Source organism: Kocuria sp. UBA5001 (genome assembly GCF_002398425.1).
GTDB lineage: Bacteria > Actinomycetota > Actinomycetes > Actinomycetales > Micrococcaceae > Kocuria > Kocuria salsicia.
Map to the genome: position 1 here is coordinate 25,910 of NZ_DGYR01000015.1, position 17,516 is coordinate 43,425.

General features: G+C 70.8%; 16 protein-coding genes and 1 pseudogene. 16 read left to right on the forward strand and 1 reads right to left on the reverse strand.

Features of this window, described 5'->3' with window-relative positions:
* Nucleotides 1-37: 37 nt before the first annotated feature.
* The 15 genes and pseudogenes from ftsH to B3G12_RS09855 all read left to right on the forward strand — a co-directional run.
* Nucleotides 38-2,182 carry an ATP-dependent zinc metalloprotease FtsH gene (ftsH, locus tag B3G12_RS09785; RefSeq protein WP_144943085.1) on the forward strand — a complete coding sequence of 715 codons (2,145 nt, stop codon included), beginning with the start codon at nucleotides 38-40 and terminating at the stop codon, nucleotides 2,180-2,182.
* Nucleotides 2,183-2,839 carry a GTP cyclohydrolase I FolE gene (gene folE / locus B3G12_RS09790; protein ID WP_144943086.1) on the forward strand — a complete coding sequence of 219 codons (657 nt, stop codon included), beginning with the start codon at nucleotides 2,183-2,185 and terminating at the stop codon, nucleotides 2,837-2,839.
* Complete coding sequence (gene folP / locus B3G12_RS09795; RefSeq protein WP_414672748.1) at nucleotides 2,836-3,792, forward strand: dihydropteroate synthase; 957 nt, start codon at nucleotides 2,836-2,838, stop codon at nucleotides 3,790-3,792. The genes folE and folP overlap by 4 nt, the downstream gene beginning before the upstream one ends.
* Before the next feature lie 7 nt (nucleotides 3,793-3,799).
* Nucleotides 3,800-4,228, forward strand: coding sequence for a dihydroneopterin aldolase (folB, locus tag B3G12_RS09800; RefSeq protein WP_055082543.1), 429 nt, complete (start codon nucleotides 3,800-3,802; stop codon nucleotides 4,226-4,228).
* Nucleotides 4,228-4,761: a 2-amino-4-hydroxy-6-hydroxymethyldihydropteridine diphosphokinase gene (folK, locus tag B3G12_RS09805; RefSeq protein WP_144943087.1), complete on the forward strand. Its 534-nt coding sequence runs from the start codon at nucleotides 4,228-4,230 to the stop codon at nucleotides 4,759-4,761. The genes folB and folK overlap by 1 nt, the downstream gene beginning before the upstream one ends.
* Complete coding sequence (locus tag B3G12_RS09810; RefSeq protein ID WP_144943088.1) at nucleotides 4,749-5,303, forward strand: DUF3180 domain-containing protein; 555 nt, start codon at nucleotides 4,749-4,751, stop codon at nucleotides 5,301-5,303. The genes folK and B3G12_RS09810 overlap by 13 nt, the downstream gene beginning before the upstream one ends.
* The gene (locus B3G12_RS09815) at nucleotides 5,287-5,811 is read left to right on the forward strand and encodes a PH domain-containing protein (RefSeq protein ID WP_144943089.1); all 525 of its coding nucleotides are present in this window, start codon (nucleotides 5,287-5,289) and stop codon (nucleotides 5,809-5,811) included. The genes B3G12_RS09810 and B3G12_RS09815 overlap by 17 nt, the downstream gene beginning before the upstream one ends.
* Nucleotides 5,811-7,787 (forward strand): PH domain-containing protein, encoded by a 1,977-nt coding sequence (locus B3G12_RS09820; RefSeq protein WP_144943090.1) that lies wholly within the window; start codon nucleotides 5,811-5,813, stop codon nucleotides 7,785-7,787. Before B3G12_RS09815 ends, B3G12_RS09820 begins: the two co-directional genes overlap by 1 nt.
* A 69-nt stretch (nucleotides 7,788-7,856) precedes the next feature.
* Nucleotides 7,857-8,786 carry a Rossmann-like and DUF2520 domain-containing protein gene (locus B3G12_RS09825; protein WP_144943091.1) on the forward strand — a complete coding sequence of 310 codons (930 nt, stop codon included), beginning with the start codon at nucleotides 7,857-7,859 and terminating at the stop codon, nucleotides 8,784-8,786.
* On the forward strand, nucleotides 8,783-9,631 hold the full coding sequence (gene panC / locus B3G12_RS09830; protein ID WP_144943092.1) for a pantoate--beta-alanine ligase: 849 nt from the start codon (nucleotides 8,783-8,785) through the stop codon (nucleotides 9,629-9,631). Before B3G12_RS09825 ends, panC begins: the two co-directional genes overlap by 4 nt.
* A gap of 18 nt (nucleotides 9,632-9,649) precedes the next feature.
* Nucleotides 9,650-11,182: a lysine--tRNA ligase gene (gene lysS, locus B3G12_RS09835; RefSeq protein WP_144943093.1), complete on the forward strand. Its 1,533-nt coding sequence runs from the start codon at nucleotides 9,650-9,652 to the stop codon at nucleotides 11,180-11,182.
* A gap of 61 nt (nucleotides 11,183-11,243) precedes the next feature.
* Nucleotides 11,244-11,519: a hypothetical protein gene (locus tag B3G12_RS09840; RefSeq protein WP_244944871.1), complete on the forward strand. Its 276-nt coding sequence runs from the start codon at nucleotides 11,244-11,246 to the stop codon at nucleotides 11,517-11,519.
* A gap of 232 nt (nucleotides 11,520-11,751) precedes the next feature.
* Nucleotides 11,752-12,093, forward strand: a complete 342-nt coding sequence (locus B3G12_RS09845; RefSeq protein WP_144943095.1) for a histone-like nucleoid-structuring protein Lsr2 — start codon at nucleotides 11,752-11,754, stop codon at nucleotides 12,091-12,093.
* Nucleotides 12,094-12,384: 291 nt separating this feature from the next.
* Nucleotides 12,385-15,003 carry an ATP-dependent Clp protease ATP-binding subunit gene (locus B3G12_RS09850; protein ID WP_144943096.1) on the forward strand — a complete coding sequence of 873 codons (2,619 nt, stop codon included), beginning with the start codon at nucleotides 12,385-12,387 and terminating at the stop codon, nucleotides 15,001-15,003.
* A 202-nt stretch (nucleotides 15,004-15,205) separates the two neighbouring features.
* Nucleotides 15,206-15,709, forward strand: a pseudogene (locus B3G12_RS09855) (amino-acid N-acetyltransferase); the annotation flags it as partial.
* A gap of 70 nt (nucleotides 15,710-15,779) precedes the next feature.
* Here the strand turns inward: B3G12_RS09855 and B3G12_RS09860 are convergent.
* Entirely contained in the window at nucleotides 15,780-16,775 is a 996-nt protein-coding gene (locus B3G12_RS09860) for an A/G-specific adenine glycosylase (RefSeq protein ID WP_244944870.1), read from the reverse strand.
* A gap of 25 nt (nucleotides 16,776-16,800) precedes the next feature.
* Here B3G12_RS09860 and B3G12_RS09865 point away from each other — a divergent pair.
* On the forward strand, nucleotides 16,801-17,516 hold a 716-nt coding region (locus tag B3G12_RS09865), incomplete at its 3' end, for a hypothetical protein (protein WP_290500147.1).

The window sequence follows — 17,516 nt, forward strand, 5'->3', positions numbered from 1 at the left end:
CTCGGCAACGTGTCACGTCCACGGGAGGATCAACGGCTTGGCCACGGCAAAAAAACCCACAAGTTTCTTCAAGGGACCGCTCTTCTGGATCCTGCTCGCCATCGTGGTCCTGGTGCCCGTGGGCGCCATGATGTTCAGCCCCACCTCCTCCCGCGTGGACACCAACGTGGGTCTGCAGCTGCTGCACGACGGCAAGGTCAACGAGGCCAAGATCTACGACGGTGAGCAGAAGGTCGAACTCTCCCTCAAGGACGACCTCAACCAGAATGACCAGAACCTCGGCAAGGACGTCGAGTTCTTCTACGTGCAGCCGCGTGCGGAGGAGGTCGTCAAGAGCATGGACGACGCCCACCTCAGCGGGTTCACGGACCAGCCGGTGGAGAACAACTGGTTCCTCTCCCTGGTGCGCTTCATGCTCCCGTTCCTCATCATCCTGGGGATCTTCTGGTTCGTGTTCTCCCGCATGCAGACCGGCGGGCAGGCCATGAAGTTCGGCCGCTCCAAGGCCAAGATGTTCAACAAGGAGAACTCCGAGGTCACGTTCGCGGACGTGGCGGGCGCGGACGAGGCCGTCCAGGAGCTCGACGAGATCAAACAGTTCCTGGTGGAGCACGACCGCTTCACCGCCGTGGGCGCCAAGGTCCCCAAGGGCGTGCTGCTCTACGGGCCTCCGGGCACCGGCAAGACCCTGCTGGCCAAGGCCGTGGCGGGCGAGGCGGGCGTGCCGTTCTACTCGATCTCCGGCTCGGACTTCGTGGAGATGTTCGTGGGCGTGGGCGCGTCCCGTGTGCGTGACCTGTTCCAGCAGGCCAAGGAGAACTCCCCGGCCATCATCTTCGTGGACGAGATCGACGCCGTGGGCCGCCAGCGCGGCGCAGGCATGGGCGGCGGCAACGACGAGCGCGAGCAGACCCTGAACCAGCTCCTGGTGGAGATGGACGGCTTTGACGCCAACACCAACGTGATCCTGATCGCGGCCACCAACCGTCCGGACGTGCTGGACCCCGCACTGCTGCGCCCGGGTCGCTTCGACCGTCAGATCGGCGTGGACGCCCCGGACATGAAGGGTCGCGAGCAGATCCTGCGCGTGCACTCGAAGAACAAGCCGCTCGCGGACAACGTGGACCTCGCGTCCGTGGCCAAGCGGACCCCGGGCTTCACCGGCGCGGAGCTCGCCAACGTGATGAACGAGGCGGCCCTGCTGACCGCCCGTTCCCACGCCCAGCTGATCGACGACCGCGCGGTGGACGAGGCGATCGACCGCGTGATCGCCGGCCCGCAGAAGCGTTCGCGCGTCATGAAGGAGCTCGAGCGCAAGGTCACGGCGTACCACGAGGGCGGTCACGCGCTCGTCGCCGCTGCACTGCGCAACACGGACCCCGTCACCAAGATCACGATCCTGCCGCGCGGCCGCGCCCTGGGCTACACCATGGTGATGCCCACGGACGACAAGTACTCGACCACCCGCAACGAGCTGCTGGACCAGATGGCCTACGCCATGGGCGGGCGAGCCGCGGAGGAGATCGTCTTCCACGACCCCTCCACCGGTGCCTCCAACGACATCCAGAAGGCCACGGACACGGCCCGGAAGATGGTCACGCAGTACGGCATGAGCTCGAAGATCGGCTCCGTGAAGATCGGCGGGGACAACTCGGACCCGTTCGTGGGCCGTGAAATGGGCTCCGGAGGCAAGGAGTACTCGGACCGCACGTTGGCCGTGGTGGACGACGAGGTGCGTCTGCTGCTCGAGCAGGCCCACGACGAGGCCCACCAGATCCTGCTGCAGAACCGGGCCGTGCTGGACCGCCTGGCGCTGGAGCTGCTGGAGAAGGAGACCCTCAACGAGGCCCAGATCCGCGAGATCTTCCGGGACGTCACCCTGCGGGACGTGCGCCCGGTGTGGCAGTCCGGTGAGGAGCGTGAGGTCTCGTACACCCCGCCGGTCGTCACCGCGGCCGAGCGCGAGGAGGCCCGTCGCAAGAACCTTCAGGACCCCAGCACCATGGCCCCGCAGGACCAGGCGGTGGGCGCCAAGCCGGAGCACCCCCTCGAGGTGCCCGAGCACCAGGACCCCCGGCCGGGCGGCGAGGACCAGTCCGGCCCGGGCGGTTCCGCGACCGGTGGCTCCACGGCCGGCGAGCCCGGCCAGGAACCGGGCGGTGTCCGGCGGGAGAGCCGCTGAATGACGTCCGCTGATCAGCACGGTGTCCCCGAGCCGGTCTCGGGATCCTACGAGGAGTTGGCCGCGGTCGCGTCGGCGTCCCCCGCCGTGGACCAGCCCCGCATCGCGGCGGCGGTCCGGGAGATCCTGCTGGCCGTGGGGGAGGACCCGGACCGCAGCGGACTGGAGGACACCCCTGAGCGGGTGGCGCGGGCCTACGCGGAGATCTTCGCGGGCCTGCACGAGGACCCGGCGAAGCTGCTCGCCACCTCGTTCGACATCGGGCACTCCGAGATGGTGCTCGTGAAGGACATCCCGTTCTACTCCACGTGCGAGCACCACCTGGTGCCGTTCCACGGCGTGGCCCACGTGGGCTACATCCCGGGTCCGGAGGGCAAGGTCACCGGCCTGTCCAAGCTCGCACGGCTCGTGGACCTCTTTGCGAAGCGGCCCCAGGTGCAGGAACGGCTCACCACACAGGTGGTCGAGGCGCTGGTGACGCACCTGAACCCGGCGGGCGCGATCGTCGTGGTCGAGTGCGAGCACCTGTGCATGTCCATGCGCGGAGTCCGCAAGCCGGGCGCCCGCACCGTGACCTCGGCCGTGCGTGGGCAGCTGCGCGACCCCGCCACCCGCGCGGAGGCCATGAACCTGATCGCCGCGGAGCACCGGCGGTGAACGGCGCGCACGACGCCGCTGTGCTCCACCCGGGTGCCCCGCGGCCGGTCTCCGGCGACACCGGACCGCAGGATGCCCTCGGCTGGGGCTCCTTCGCGGCCCTGCCCACCGGGCGGACCCTGGTCATGGGTATCCTCAACGTCACGCCGGACTCCTTCAGCGACGGCGGCCACCACGACACCGAGTCCGCCGCGGTAGAGCACGGGCTGCGGCTCGCGCGGGCCGGTGCGGACATCGTGGACGTGGGCGGTGAGTCCACCCGCCCGCACAGCACGCGCGTGGCACCGCAGGAGGAGCAGCGCCGCATCCTCACGGTGATCCGCGAACTAAGCCGCCGTGGCGTCGTCGTCAGCGTGGACACCTTCCACGCGGAGACGGCCGAGGCTGCACTGGCGGCCGGCGCCCACTTGGTCAACGACGTCTCCGGGACGAACGTCAGCCCCGAGATGGTCGAGCTGGCCGGTCGCAGCGGCGCACCCTACGTTCTCACGCACTCGCGGGGGACGCCCGAGACCATGACCACCCTGACCCACTACGACGACACCGTTGCGGACGTGCTCCGCGAGCTCGCCGGGGTCCGAGACCGCCTGCTCGCCGCGGGCGTGCACCCAGAACGGCTGATCGTGGACCCGGGGCTCGGATTCGCCAAGGCCGGCGGGCAGGACTGGGAGTTGCTCCGGGCCCTGCCGCGGCTGCGGGAGATGGGCCACAAGGTCCTCGTGGCGGCGTCGCGCAAGCGGTTCCTGGGCGCCCTGCTGGCCGAGGGCGGGGAACCCCGCCCGGCCACGGGACGCGACGGCGCCACGGCAGCCATCAGCGCACTGGCCGCGTTCGGGGGAGCCTGGGCAGTGCGAGTCCACGACGTCGCGGCCACCGTGGACGCGGTCACCACCGCGCACGCGTGGCTGGGCGTCGAACCACCCGCCCTGCACCCCCGGGATCCTGGAAGCTGAACCCGTCATGAACAAGATCGTCCCCGTCGCGAACCACTGCGACCGCATCACGCTCACCGGCCTGGGGGCCGTGGGCTACCACGGCGTCTTCGAGAAGGAGCGCCGCAGCGGGCAGCCCTTCTTCGTGGACCTCGTGCTCTACGTGGACCTGCGCCCGTCCGGTGCCACGGACGAGCTCACGCTCACCGTGCACTACGGGGAGGTCGCGGAGATGGTGCGGGAGATCATCATCGGCACGCGCTTCCAGCTCATCGAGGCGCTCGCGGAGGAGATCGCCCGCTGCCTGCTGCAGCGCTTCACCGCCGTGCGCGCCCTGGACGTGACCGTCCACAAGCCCAAGGCGCCCATTGACGTCACCTTCTCGGACGTGGCGGTGAGCATCTTCCGCTCCCGCGCAGGGGAGGACACCCCCGTGGCGCCGGAGGGCGGTCGCTGATGGCGTCCCGGTGCGTCGTCGCCCTGGGGGCGAACCTCGGCGACCGAGCGGCCGTGCTGCGCGACGCAGTGGCGGCCCTGGACGCCGTTCCCCGCACGCGCGTGCAGGCGTGCTCGCCCGTGGTCGAGACCCGCCCTGTGGGCGGACCCGCGAACTCGCCGGACTACCTCAACGCCGTGGTGGAGCTGGCCACGCAGCTCGGTCCGGACGAGGTGCTCAGCGCGTGCCAGCGCATCGAGAACGCGCACGGGCGCACCCGCGAGGTGCGCTGGGGTCCCCGCACCCTGGACCTGGACGTCGTGTGCTTCGAGGGCGTGCGCAGCGATGACCCGCGGCTGATCCTGCCGCACCCGCGTGCCGCCGAGCGCGCGTTCGTGCTCGAGCCCTGGGCGCTCATGGACCCCGCCGCGGTGCTGGAGGGGCGTTCCGTGCGCGAGCTCGCGGACACAGCACCGGACCGCGCGGACCTGACCGTGACCGACGTCGTCCTGTGCTTGCCCGAACAGGAGGGAGAGGCCCCGTGCGCTACCTGAACCCGTGGACCCTCGTGGTGGTGGCGGCCGTGTCCGCCGCCGTGGGCTGGAGCATCAACCACGTGGTCAGCGGTGCCCACCAGGCGCTGCTGATCCTGCCGTGGGTGAGTCTCGTGGCGGAGCTGGGGGCGGGGATCGTCGTCGGCTACCTCGGGCTGCGGCTGCGGGCCTACCGGGACCCGGAGAGGGAGGGCGCGCGGCGCAGGGACCAGGCCCGTCGCAAGCCGTACGACCCGGTGTGGGCCGTCGGCACTGCCGCAGCGGCGCAGGCCATCGCGTACTACGGGGCGCTGTGCGCGGGCTGGCACACGGGGATCGGCGGGGACCAGCTGAGCCTGCTCGCGGTGCGCTCCACCCAGGAGCCGCTGTGGCAGTGCGTGGCCCAGGTGGTGGCCGGTCTGCTGCTCGTGGTGCTCGGGTGGATCGTGGAGAAATCCTGCCGCCTGCCACCGGATGACCCGGACGCGGGGGAGGAAACCCCCTACGGTGGACGGCAAGACCCGTACGCGACAGGAGAGGGAGGGTATGCCCGCCACGAATGACCCCCATGAGCTCTCCCCCGCGGAGCTGACGTGGCACCGCGTGTCCCCGCGCTACGTCACGGCGCGGCTGCTGAACAGGATGGTGACCACGGTGATCTGGACGGCCATCGTCTCGGTCCCGGTCCTCCTGGCGCTGCTCGGCGTCTGGAGCGGCGGGGTGCAGTGGTGGCTGTGGTTGCCCCCGGCGGTCGTGCTCGCGTGGGGCGTGGTGCAACTGTGCCTGACCCCGCGCCGGGTGCGCGCCATCGGCTACGCGCAGGCACCCACCGAGCTGTGGCTGCGCAAGGGTCTCTTCTTCCGCACCGTGACTGTGGTGCCGTACGGGCGCATGCAGTACGTGGAGATCAGCACGGGGCCGGTCCTCAACGCCTTCGGGCTGGCCTCGGTCACGCTGCACACGGCCTCCGCGGGCACCGACGCAGTGCTGCCCGGACTGCCCCGCGAGGAGGCGGACCGGCTGCGGGAGCAGCTCACGGAGCGCGGTGAAGCCCACATGGTGGGCCTGTGATGGCGTGCGCAACCCCCGGTGGCCAGCCCTTCGGGGACCAGCCTGCAGGGGGCCAGCCCTTCGTCGACCAGCCGTGGGCAGACACCGCGGACACGACGTCGCCCGGCCGCAGCGGGGGCCTGGAGCCCCTCCAGCCGGACGCCCCGGACGTGTGGCACCGCGTGCACCCCCTCACGCCGTTCGTGCGCAGCTGGCTCCTGCTCGTGGCGCTCGTCTGGGGCATCGGCCACACGTTCGTGGAGGACATCGTCTCTGCCCTGATCAAGGGCGAGCCCATCAGCGTGGACGTGGGCGGCCCCGTCCAGGTGGTGGGAGCTGGACTGTTCATCGCCCTTTTGTGCGGTGTGCTGGGCCTGCTGATCGGTCTGGGGCTGCTCTCGTGGTGGTTCACGCGCTACCAGATCACGCGGGAGCACGTCCGCTTCCGGAGCGGGTGGTTCTTCCGCACCCAGCGCCAGGCGCGGCTGGATCGCGTCCAGGGCATCGACATCGAGCGCAAGTTCCTGCCCCGGATCCTGGGTCTGGCGGCTCTGAAGTTCGACGTGGCCGACGGCGGGTCCAGCGTCCTCGAGCTCTCCTACCTGGGCCGCGACCACGCCCGGCTGCTGCGGAAGCAGCTGCTCGTGGCTTCCCACGAGGCCGCCGACGACGCACTCGCCGTCTCCCGCGGGCAGCGCACGGGGGACTCGGCCATCCTCGCGCAGGGCACCGTCGAATCGGCCGCGTCCGCAGACGGCAGCGTCGTCGGCCAGGCAGGCGGAACCTCCGGGAAGGTGGCGGCGTCCGAGGGTGGGGCTCTCCCGACCGGCGGCGCAGCGGCGCATACGGCTCCCTGGGACAGTTCGGGCACGGCCGCCGCACCGGCGGCCGGGACGGGAGCTGTGCGCGGTGCCCCCGGCGAGGCGAGCATTCCGCCGGGTGCCGCAGTGGAGGAAGCGGGGACGGCCTCGTCGTCGATGCCCGACCGTGACGGCGTGGACGTGCGCGTGGCCCGGAAGTACGGGCTGCTCACGGAGAAGGACGAGCTGCGGCAGGTCTTCACCGTGCCCACAGGAAGGGTTCTGCTGAGCCTCGTGTGCTCGGTGCCCGCGGTGCTGCTGGCCCTGGTGCTGGTGGCTGCCGCCGTGGCGTGGGTGGTCTACCCGGACGCGCTGCTCGTGCTGGTGCCCACCGCCGTCCCGATGCTGCTGGGCGTGGTCTCCGGGCTCTACGGGCGGCTCGAGAAGAGCTGGGGTTTCACGCTCAGCGAGGTTCCCAGCGGTGTCCGGTCCCGAGCGGGGCTGTTCAACGAGCGCTCCTCGACCATCCCCACCGGCCGGGTGCAGGCGCTGGAGGTGACGCGGCCCGCCCTGTGGCGCATCTTCGGCGGTCACCGGGTGGTCGTGACCACCGCGGGCAAGGGTGGTGCGGAGGCGGCCGAGGGACTGGGCTCGCTCGTGCTCCCCGTGGGCACGGCCGAGCAGGTGCGCGTGATCCTGGCCCTGCTCCTGCCCCTGCCGGACGACCCGGAACCGCTCGTGACCGAGGGCCTCGACGGCGTGGGGGACGGCGGCCGGTTCACCACCAGTCCGCGGCGTGCCCGGTGGTTCGACCCGGTCACGTGGCGGCGCACCGGCTTCGCGATGGACGACTCCTCCCTGGTGCTGCGCCGTGGCCGGCTCAGTCGGCACGCGAGCGTGGTCCCGCACCACAAGACGCAGTCCGTCGCGCTCTCGCAGGGGCCGCTGGAGCGTCGCCTGCGGCTCGCGAGCTTTGCTGTGCACGTGACGGCCGGAAGCGTGACGACGTCCGTGGACCACCTGGACGTGGACCGCGCCCGCGAGGCGCAGTGGCGCCAGAGCGAGCTCGCGCGAGCCGCGCGCGAGCGGGTCGGCGCGCACCGCGGGAACGCCGGGGCCGTCACCTCGGACACCCGAGGCAGCGACGTCGCGGTTGACATCCCGCGTGCCGGCGGACCCGTCCCGCTTCGCCCCTGACCGCCCCATGTTCCCCGCACCGGCGTGCGCTAGCCTGTGGGTGCCATCGTCCCTCCCGAGGAGTTCTCCGTGCCCCAGCCCAGTCACCGCCCAGGCCGTCTCGGTGTGGGCGTCATCAGTGCAGGGAAGGTGGGGGCCGTACTCGGTGCCGCCCTGCGAGCGGCGGGACACGCCGTCGTCGGTGTCCACGCGTCCTCGTCCGAGAGCCGGGAACGAGCCGCCGCCCTGCTGCCGGACGTGCCCGTGCTGGACGTCCCCACCATCGTGGAGCGCAGCGAGCTCGTTCTGCTCGCCGTCCCGGACGACCAGCTGCCGGGGCTCGTGAGCGGCCTCGCGCAGACCGGTGCGTGGCAGCCCGGCCAGCTCGTGGTGCACACGGCGGGCCGCTACGGCACGGACGTGCTGGAACCGGTGCGTGCCGCGGGCGGGATCGGCCTGGCCATCCACCCCGCGATGACCTTCACGGGACTGAGCCTGGACCTGCAGCGGCTCGTGGACTGCAGCTTCGGGGTCACCGCCGCGGCACCCGTGCTCCCCATCGCCCAGGCGCTCGTGGTGGAGATGGGAGCCGATCCGGTGGTGGTCGCCGAGGCGGACCGCCCGCTCTACCATGCGGCCCTCGCCCACGGATCGAACCACGTCATGACGCTGCTCGGTGAGTCCATGCAGCTGCTCGGGGAGATCGGGGTCGAGCGCCCGGACCGCGTCCTCGGCCCGCTCGTACGCGCCACGGTGGACAACGCACTGGCCTCCGGGGAGAACGCGCTCACGGGCCCGGTGGCGCGCGGGGACGTGGCCACCGTCGAGGCGCACGTGGCCGCCCTGCGGGAGCTGGCGGGCGGCGCTGCGGCCACGGGCCCCGACACTGGGCCCCAGCTGCTGACCGGTTATCTGGCCCTGGGACGGCAGACGGCCGAACGGGCCCGCGTGTCCGGCAGACTGGACGAGACGACGTACCGCGCGGTGCTGACCGCGCTCGAGGAAGGGGAACGGCCGTGACGGAACCGGCGGTGTGCACCACCGTGGCGCAGCTGCGCGATGAGGTGGCCGCGCGCACCGCGGCCGGCGCGGCGAGCGTGGGGCTGCTGCCCACCATGGGCGCGCTGCACCCGGGGCACCTGCAGATTGCGCGCCGCACGCGGGCGGAGAACGACGTCGCCGTCGTCTCGGTCTTCGTGAACCCCCTGCAGTTCGGCCCGGGGGAGGACTTCGAGAGCTACCCGCGGCAGCTGGTGCAGGACGTCCGGGTGCTCGCGCAGGAGGGCGTGGACCTCGTGTTCGCCCCCTCGGTGGAGGAGATGTACCCGGGTGGCACACCGGTGGTGTCCGTGACGTCGGGTGCGGCCGGTGCCGTGCTGGAGGGGGCCACGCGCCCCGGTCACTTCGACGGCGCGCTGACCGTGGTGAACAAGCTGCTCACCATCGTGGACCCCGGCCCGCGGATCCCGTTCCGGGCCTACTTCGGTGAGAAGGACGCCCAGCAGCTGCTGCTCATGCAGCGCATGGTGCGTGACTTCAACCTCCGCGTGGAGATCCGCCCGGTGCCCATCGTCCGCTCCGAGCAGGGCCTTGCGCTGTCATCCCGCAACCAGTACCTCTCACCGGAGCAGGCCGGGCACGCGCTCGTGCTCAACGGCACCCTGCGGGCCCTGGCCGCCGGGGAGCTCACTCTGGACGAGGCCCGACGCCGCGTGGCCGCAGAACCGGAGGTCTCCCTCGACTACCTCGTGACCGTGGATCCCGACACGCTTGCGGTCACGGAACCCCGCCCCGGCGCGCTCGCACTGGTGGCGGCGTGGGTGGGCCCCACCCGACTGATCGACAACATGCGGATACCCGCGTGAACGGTATCCTGGTCGACTGTGACCGAACAGCCTGAAACCACCGTTCCCGCAGCGTCCCCCAGCTTCGACCCCGAGCTGAGCGCACACGAGCTCAACGACCAGATGCTGGTGCGCGCCGAGAAGCGCCAGGCGGCTTCGGACGCCGGGATGGCACCGTACCCGGTGGGTGTGAACCGTACCGCCACCCTGGCCGAGGTGCGCGAGCAGTTCGGCCACCTGGAGTCCGGCCAGGAGACCGAGCACGTGGTCACCGTGGCCGGGCGCGTGGTGCACGTGCGCAACACGGGCAAGCTGTGCTTCGGAACCCTCCAGGAGGGGGACGGCACCCGCCTGCAGGTCATGCTCTCCAAGGCGAACGTGGGGGACGAGCCCCTCGCGCAGTGGAAGGCCCTCGTGGACCTGGGCGACTTCGTGGCCGTCACGGGCCGCGTGATCAGCTCCCGCCGCGGCGAGCTCTCCGTGATGGCTGACTCCTGGACGATGGCGTCCAAGGCCCTGCGCCCTTTGCCCACCATGCACAAGGAGCTCAACGAGGAGACCAGGGTGCGCCAGCGCTACCTGGACCTGATCGTGCGCCAGGAGGCGCGCGACGTTGTGCTCACCCGCTCCGCGATCATCCGCACCGTGCGTCGCGTGATGGAGGAGCAGGGCTACGTGGAGATCGAGACCCCCATGCTCCAGCTGGTTCACGGCGGTGCCGCCGCGCGCCCGTTCGAGACGCACCTCAACGCGTTCGACCAGGACATGACCCTGCGCATCGCCACCGAGCTCTACCTCAAGCGCGCCGTGGTGGGCGGGATCGAGCGCGTGTTCGAGATCGGGCGCGTGTTTCGCAATGAGGGCGTGGACTCCTCCCACAGTCCCGAGTTCACCACTCTGGAGGCCTACGAGGCCTACGGGGACCAGTTCACGATGGCCGATCGCATCAGGACGATCATCCAGGAGTGCGCCCGCGTGCTGGGCGTCGAGGGCGTGGACACCCCCCAGGGCCGGATCGAGCTGTTCGGCGAGTGGAAGTGGCTCTCCGTGTACCCGGCGCTGTCCGAGGCCGTGGGGCGCGAGATCACCCCGGACACCCCCGCGGAGGTGCTGCGCACGGCCGCGGCCGAGCGCGAGATCCCGGTCAACCCCGCCTGGGACGCGCAGAAGCTCGTGATCGAGCTCTTCGGAGAGATCGTGGAGCCCACCCTGCTGCAGCCCACGTTCGTGTGCGACTACCCGCCGGCCGCTCAGCCGCTGGCGCGCCAGCACCGCTCGGAGCCCGGCCTGATCGAGGCCTGGGACCTGATCATCGGCGGCATGGAGCGCGGCACTGCGTTCTCCGAGCTGGTGGACCCCGTGGTGCAGCGCGAACGCCTCGTGGCGCAGTCCCGCCTGGCCGCGGCCGGGGACGACGAGGCCATGCAGCTGGACGAGGACTTCCTGCGCGCCCTGGAACACGGAGCGCCGCCCATGGGCGGACTCGGACTCGGTCTGGACCGTCTCATCATGCTTTTCACGAACCTCGGAATCCGGGAGACCATTCTCTTCCCACTCATGAAGCCCGAGTGATTCGACCCGCAGTACACTCGCGCACAGCAATCGCACAGACCCCCGGAGGATGATCACCCGCATGGATTACCTGGCCGTATTTCTCCCCTCGCTGGGCGTGGGTGTGGTGTTCTACCTGGTGATGCGCTGGCTGTTCCGCGGGGATCGGGCCGAGCGCAGTGCGCAGACACGGGCGCAGCAGGACGCCGAGCGCTGGTACCGCGAGGTGCGGGAGCGTGAGGGGGACGCAGCGCCCTTTGGACACGAGCAGGAAACGCAGCGGCCGCAGCGCGGACTGGCCCTGCGCAACAGCATTCCTATTCGTGAATCACCGGAAGACCCCGGGCGCGCGGAATAGGCTGTCATGACAATTGACGAATTGCGTGCAATGATGGGGCATGTGATTCGGGGAAATCGGCGCGCGTTCGATTTACACTCCGCCCGCAATGTCATGAATGTACTGCAGCGCATGCTGGGCGCGTGGGCGGATTCGGGGACGGGCGGCGTATTCTGCGGTTCACCCCACACCTTTCGTTCACCACAGCAAAGCAAAAGAACTATTCTGCCCGCGGGCACTTGGAGGAGATGACATGGCTCAGACCGTGAAGATCATTCTTGAGGACGACATCGACGGCGGCGAGGCCAACGAGACGGTGCGCTTCGGTCTGGACGGGGGCCAGTACGAGATCGACCTCAGCTCCGCGAATGCGACCAAGCTGCGCGACGCCATGCGGCCGTACGTGACCGCAGGGCGCCGCGCCACCGCCAAGAGCGGGCGCACCACCACCGCCACCACTCGTCCCAACCGCTCCGGCAACCCGGAGACCCCCAAGATCCGCGCGTGGGCCAAGGAGAAGGGCCTGCAGGTCTCGGACCGCGGCCGGATCCACCAGGACATCCAGGACCAGTACTACGCCGAGAACGGCAACTGATCCGCCACGGTCTGCCACCCGGGACCCCTCCCGGGCAGCTGCGGACCGTGCGGTGCCGTGGGAGAGTCACGTGCTGACCCGCGGCACCACCCGGCAACGGCCGGAACACGCCAGCACTGACGTGTTCCGGCCGTCGTCGTCGGTGGGGAAAGCGGCGGGGCGCGCATGCGCGCGCGGCACCGGGGGAGGAATTTTGCTGAGGGCTGGATACCGTGCGCCAGTGGCGAACAGTGCCCGGAGCGGCGACTCAGGTGCCTAGCATCGTGGGCAGAGATCAATGAAGGAGTATCCATGTTCGAACGCTTCACCGACCGTGCCCGCAGGGTCGTCGTGCTGGCCCAGGAAGAGGCCAGGATGCTCAACCACAACTACATCGGGACCGAGCACCTGCTGCTCGGCCTGATCCATGAAGGCGAGGGTGTTGCCGCCAAGGCCCTCGAGTCCATGGGCATCACGTTGAGCGCCGCGCGCGAGCAGGTCCAGGACATCATCGGTCCGGGCCAGCAGGCGCCGTCGGGCCACATCCCGTTCACGCCCCGCGCCAAGAAGGTGCTGGAGCACTCGCTGCGCGAGGCCCTGCAGCTGGGGCACAACTACATCGGCACCGAGCACATCCTGCTCGGCATCATTCGTGCCGGCGAGGGCGTGGCCTCCCAGGTGCTCGTCAAGCTCGGGGCGGATCCCGCCAAGGTGCGTGCCACCGTGCTGGAGCTCATCTCGGGCTACCAGTCCGGCAGCGGTGGCGGCGAGAAGGAGGCCGCCGGCGTCGGCTCCGGTGGTCGTGCGGAGGGAACCCCCGCAGGCTCCGCCGTGCTGGACCAGTTCGGCCGCAACCTCACCGCGGCCGCCCGCGAGTCTCAGCTGGACCCTGTGATTGGACGCTACCGCGAGATGGAGCGCGTCATGCAGGTGCTCTCGCGGCGCACCAAGAACAACCCTGTGCTGATCGGCGAGCCCGGCGTCGGCAAGACCGCCGTGGTGGAGGGCCTGGCCCAGGCAATCGTGCGCGGGGACGTGCCCGAGACGCTGAAGGACAAGCAGCTCTACACGCTGGACCTCGGTTCCCTGGTGGCGGGTTCGCGCTACCGCGGCGACTTCGAGGAACGGCTCAAGAAGGTCCTCAAGGAGATCCGCACGCGCGGTGACATCATCCTGTTCATCGACGAGATCCACACCCTGGTGGGTGCCGGTGCCGCTGAGGGCGCGATCGATGCCGCCTCCATCCTCAAGCCCATGCTGGCGCGGGGCGAGCTGCAGACCATCGGCGCCACCACGCTGGACGAGTACCGCAAGCACATCGAGAAGGACGCCGCCCTGGAGCGCCGCTTCCAGCCCATCCAGGTGGACGAGCCCTCCGAGGCCCACGCTGTGGAGATCCTCAAGGGCCTGCGGGACAAGTACGAGGCGCACCACCGCGTGTCCATCTCGGACGACGCCCTGGACGCCGCCGTGCACATGTCCGCGCGCTACATCTCGGACCGTTTCCTGCCGGACAAGGCCATCGACCTGATCGACGAGGCCGGTGCCCGCCTGCGCATCAAGCGCATGACGGCACCGCCGGAGATCAAGGCCCTGGATGAGAAGATCGCGGAGACCAAGCAGGGCAAGGAAGCCGCGATCGACGGCCAGGACTACGAGAAGGCCGCGGCCCTGCGTGACACCGAGCAGAAGCTCATCGCGGAGCGGGACCAGAAGGACAAGGCCTGGCGAGAGGGGGACGAGCAGATCTCGGAGGTGACCCCGGAGGTCATCTCGGACGTGCTCTCAGCCTCCACGGGAGTGCCGGTGTACAAGCTCTCCGAGGAGGAGTCCGGACGGCTCCTGCACATGGAGGACGAGCTGCACAAGCGCGTCATCGGGCAGGACGAGGCCATCAAGGCACTGTCCCGCTCGATCCGCCGCACCCGCGCGGGTCTGAAGGATCCCCGTCGCCCCGGTGGCTCGTTCATCTTCGCCGGACCCACCGGCGTGGGCAAGACCGAGCTGGCCAAGGCGCTCGCGGAGTTCCTGTTCGGCGACGAGGACGCCCTGATCACGCTGGACATGTCCGAGTACCAGGAGAAGCACACGGTCTCGCGGCTCTTCGGTGCCCCTCCGGGCTACGTGGGCTACGAGGAGGGCGGCCAGCTGACCGAGAAGGTCCGCCGCAAGCCGTTCTCCGTGGTGCTCTTCGACGAGGTCGAGAAGGCGCACCAGGACCTGTTCAACTCGCTGCTGCAGATCCTCGAGGACGGTCGTCTGACCGACTCGCAGGGCCGCGTGGTGGACTTCAAGAACACGGTGATCATCATGACCACCAACCTGGGCACCCGGGACATCTCCCGCACGGTTCCCGTGGGCTTCCAGGCCAGCGGGGACGCGGCGACGTCCTACGACCGCATGCAGGCCAAGGTGCAGGAGGAGCTCAAGGAGCACTTCCGCCCCGAGTTCCTCAACCGGGTGGACGAGATCATCGTGTTCCCGCAGCTGAGCGAGTCCGAGATCGTGCAGATCGTGGACCTGTTCGTGGCGCGGCTGCAGCAGCGGCTGCGCGAGCAGGACATGTCGATCACGCTCACGGACGAGGCCAAGAAGCTCGTGGCCAAGCGCGGCTACGACCCCTCCATGGGTGCGCGTCCGCTGCGCCGGACCATGCAGCGCGAGATCGAGGACCAGCTCTCGGAGCGGATCCTGTTCGGTGAGATCGCCTCCGGCGAGAAGATCACCGTGGGTGTCGAGGGAGAGGGCGACGACGCCGCCTTCACCTTCTCCTCCACGCCCATGTCCGAGCTCTCGGCCGAGGAGCTGCAGGAGATCGAGGACACGCCGAGCCTCACGGACGGGGACGACAGCCAGTCCGGCAAGGACGTCCCGCGCTCGCCCCACACCGGTGGCGACACCGGCGGGGGAGCGGCGCAGGCCCAGGCCTGAGCCTGACGGGCCGTGCCGGGAGACCGGCACGGACCCCCTGACGCGAGCGGGCGGCGTCGTGGACCACAGCGGTTCACGACGCCGCCCGCTCGCGTTGTCGTGTCCGGTCCCCGCTCCGCGTTGCCGGGCAGGCACCTCTCCGCGTTGCCTGGTCGGCTCCGAGCCGGTCGTTGGCGGCGGGCCACCGCGTACAGTCGGGGCCATGACAGAGATCCGCATCCGCCCCGCCCGGACCACCGACGTCCACGGGATCAAGGAGCTCGTGGCGCCCATGGCGGCCGAGCGCATCCTGATCACCAAGGACACGGTCACCTACTACGAGAGCATCCAGGAGTTCGTGGTCGCGGAGGACGGCGAGGGGACCCTGGTGGGGTGCGGTGCGCTGCACGTGATGTGGGAGGACCTCGCGGAGGTGCGCACGCTCGCCACGTCCCCGGCGGCGCGCGGGCACGGCGTGGGCGGGGGCATGATCCGGGAGCTGCTGGCGCGGGCCTCCCGGCTGGGGGTGAGCCGGGTCTTCTGCCTCACGTTCGAGGTGGACTTCTTCGCGGCGCACGGCTTCGAGGTCATGGCGAACCAGGAGACCATCCCGCCGGAGGTGTTCGCGGAGCTGCTGCGCTCCCACGACGAGGGTGTGGCCGAGTACCTGGACCTCGCCCGGGTGAAGCCGAACACGCTGGGCAACACCCGGATGATCCGTTCCGTCACACCGGAAGGCACCGCCATATCGGAAGGCGCCGTCACACCGGGAATCGCCACCACACCGGGCGGCGCCGTCACACCGGAAGGCTGAGCCCGCCGTCGGACTCGGCGGCCAGGCCGTCCGCGAGCAGCCCGGCCAGGGCGCGTTCGCGCTGCTCGGCCGGGGCGGGCAGCCGCCACAGGGCGGTGAGACCGTCCACGACCACCTGCGGCGGCGCCCCGTGCTCCGTGGCGAGCTGCTCTGCGGAGGAGGCGTCCGCGAGCAGCAGGCGGCGGGGCACCGGTTCCTCCGCGGCACGCAGCACGGCCATGAGTGCACCGCGCACCTGCCGGTCGGTTCCGTGCCACGCCTGCCCGCGCGGCACGTCCTCGGCCGGGGGGCTGCCCGCGGCCAGCCACGCGCAGTCCTCCCGCACCGGGCAGTCGGAGCAGCGCGGAGAACGTGCCGTGCAGACCAGGGCGCCAAGCTCCATGACGGCCTGGTTCCACGCGACGGACTCGGGGACGCCCCGGGGCAGCAGCTCCTCGGCGAGCCGCGTCTCGGCGGCCGTGAGGGAACGGGAGGGCAGCGCTCGCCCCGTGAACAGCCGGGCCTCCACGCGCCGGATGTTGGTGTCCACCACCGCGTGGCGCTGGCCGAACGCGAAGACAGCCACCGCGGCGGCGGTGTACGCCCCGATCCCGGGCAGCGCGAGCAGCTCGGAGTGCCTGCTCGGCACCCGCCCGCCGTGCTCGTCACGGATGCTCTGGGCGGCAGCGTGCAGCCGCAGGGCGCGGCGGGGGTAGCCGAGCCGATCCCAGGCGCGGACGACGTCCGCCGGGGAGGCCTCCGCCAGGTCCCGGGGCTCCGGCCACTGCTGCATCCAGCGCCGCCACACGGGCAGCACGCGCACCACGGGGGTCTGCTGCAGCATGATCTCGCTGACGAGCACCTGCCACGGGGTGCGCTCCGGTGCCCGCCAGGGGAGGTCCCGGGCGGCGCGCGCGTACCACTCGATCACGGCGCGGTGGATGCCCTGGTGGTCGTCCTGCTGGGGGTCTTCCGCGGCGGGACCGGCGCTCGAGTTCATAACTCCCCACGGTAACCTGGAGACCATGGCTTCCCACGGTTCCGAGCGTCACGATCCCCCCGCGCACCCCTCCGACGACGGGGGCTCGGAGGCCCGGCTCCCGGACCACGTCTACCGGCGACGCCGCCTGGTGGCGCTGTCCGTGCTGGTGCTCCTCGCCCTGTTCCTCGTCGGGGGTGTCACCATGGGCGTCCGTGCCGTGACCTCCTCGGAGTCCGGGGACGAGGACCCGGCCCCGGCCGCCGCGTCGACCGCGAGCACCCAGGTCACCGCCAACCCGGACCAGAAGTTCGCCGACTTCACGCCCCGGCCCAACCCCTCGGGCCCGGGGAGCGCGGCGCCGTCGTCCTCACCCAGTGCGAGCAGCACACCCCAGGCGTGCGGAACGAACCTCACGGTCACGGCCTCCACCGACAAGGAGACCTACGCCGCCAAGGAGCAGCCCGCGCTCGTGATGACCCTGGAGAACACCGGGGACAACCAGTGCACCGTGAACGCCGGCAGCAAGCAGATGGCGTTCGTGGTGACCTCCGGCTCGGACACCGTGTTCGACTCGCGCCACTGCGCCGCCCCGGGCGAGGACAAGACGGTCACGCTCGACGCGGGGCAGAAGGAGACGTCGCGGCTGACCTGGAACCGCGTCCGCACCGCAGAGGGCTGCCCCGCCGGTCAGGCGGAAGCGCTCGCGGGGTACTACAACCTCACGGCCTCCCTGGGCGAGGACAGCAGCCCCCAGGTGGC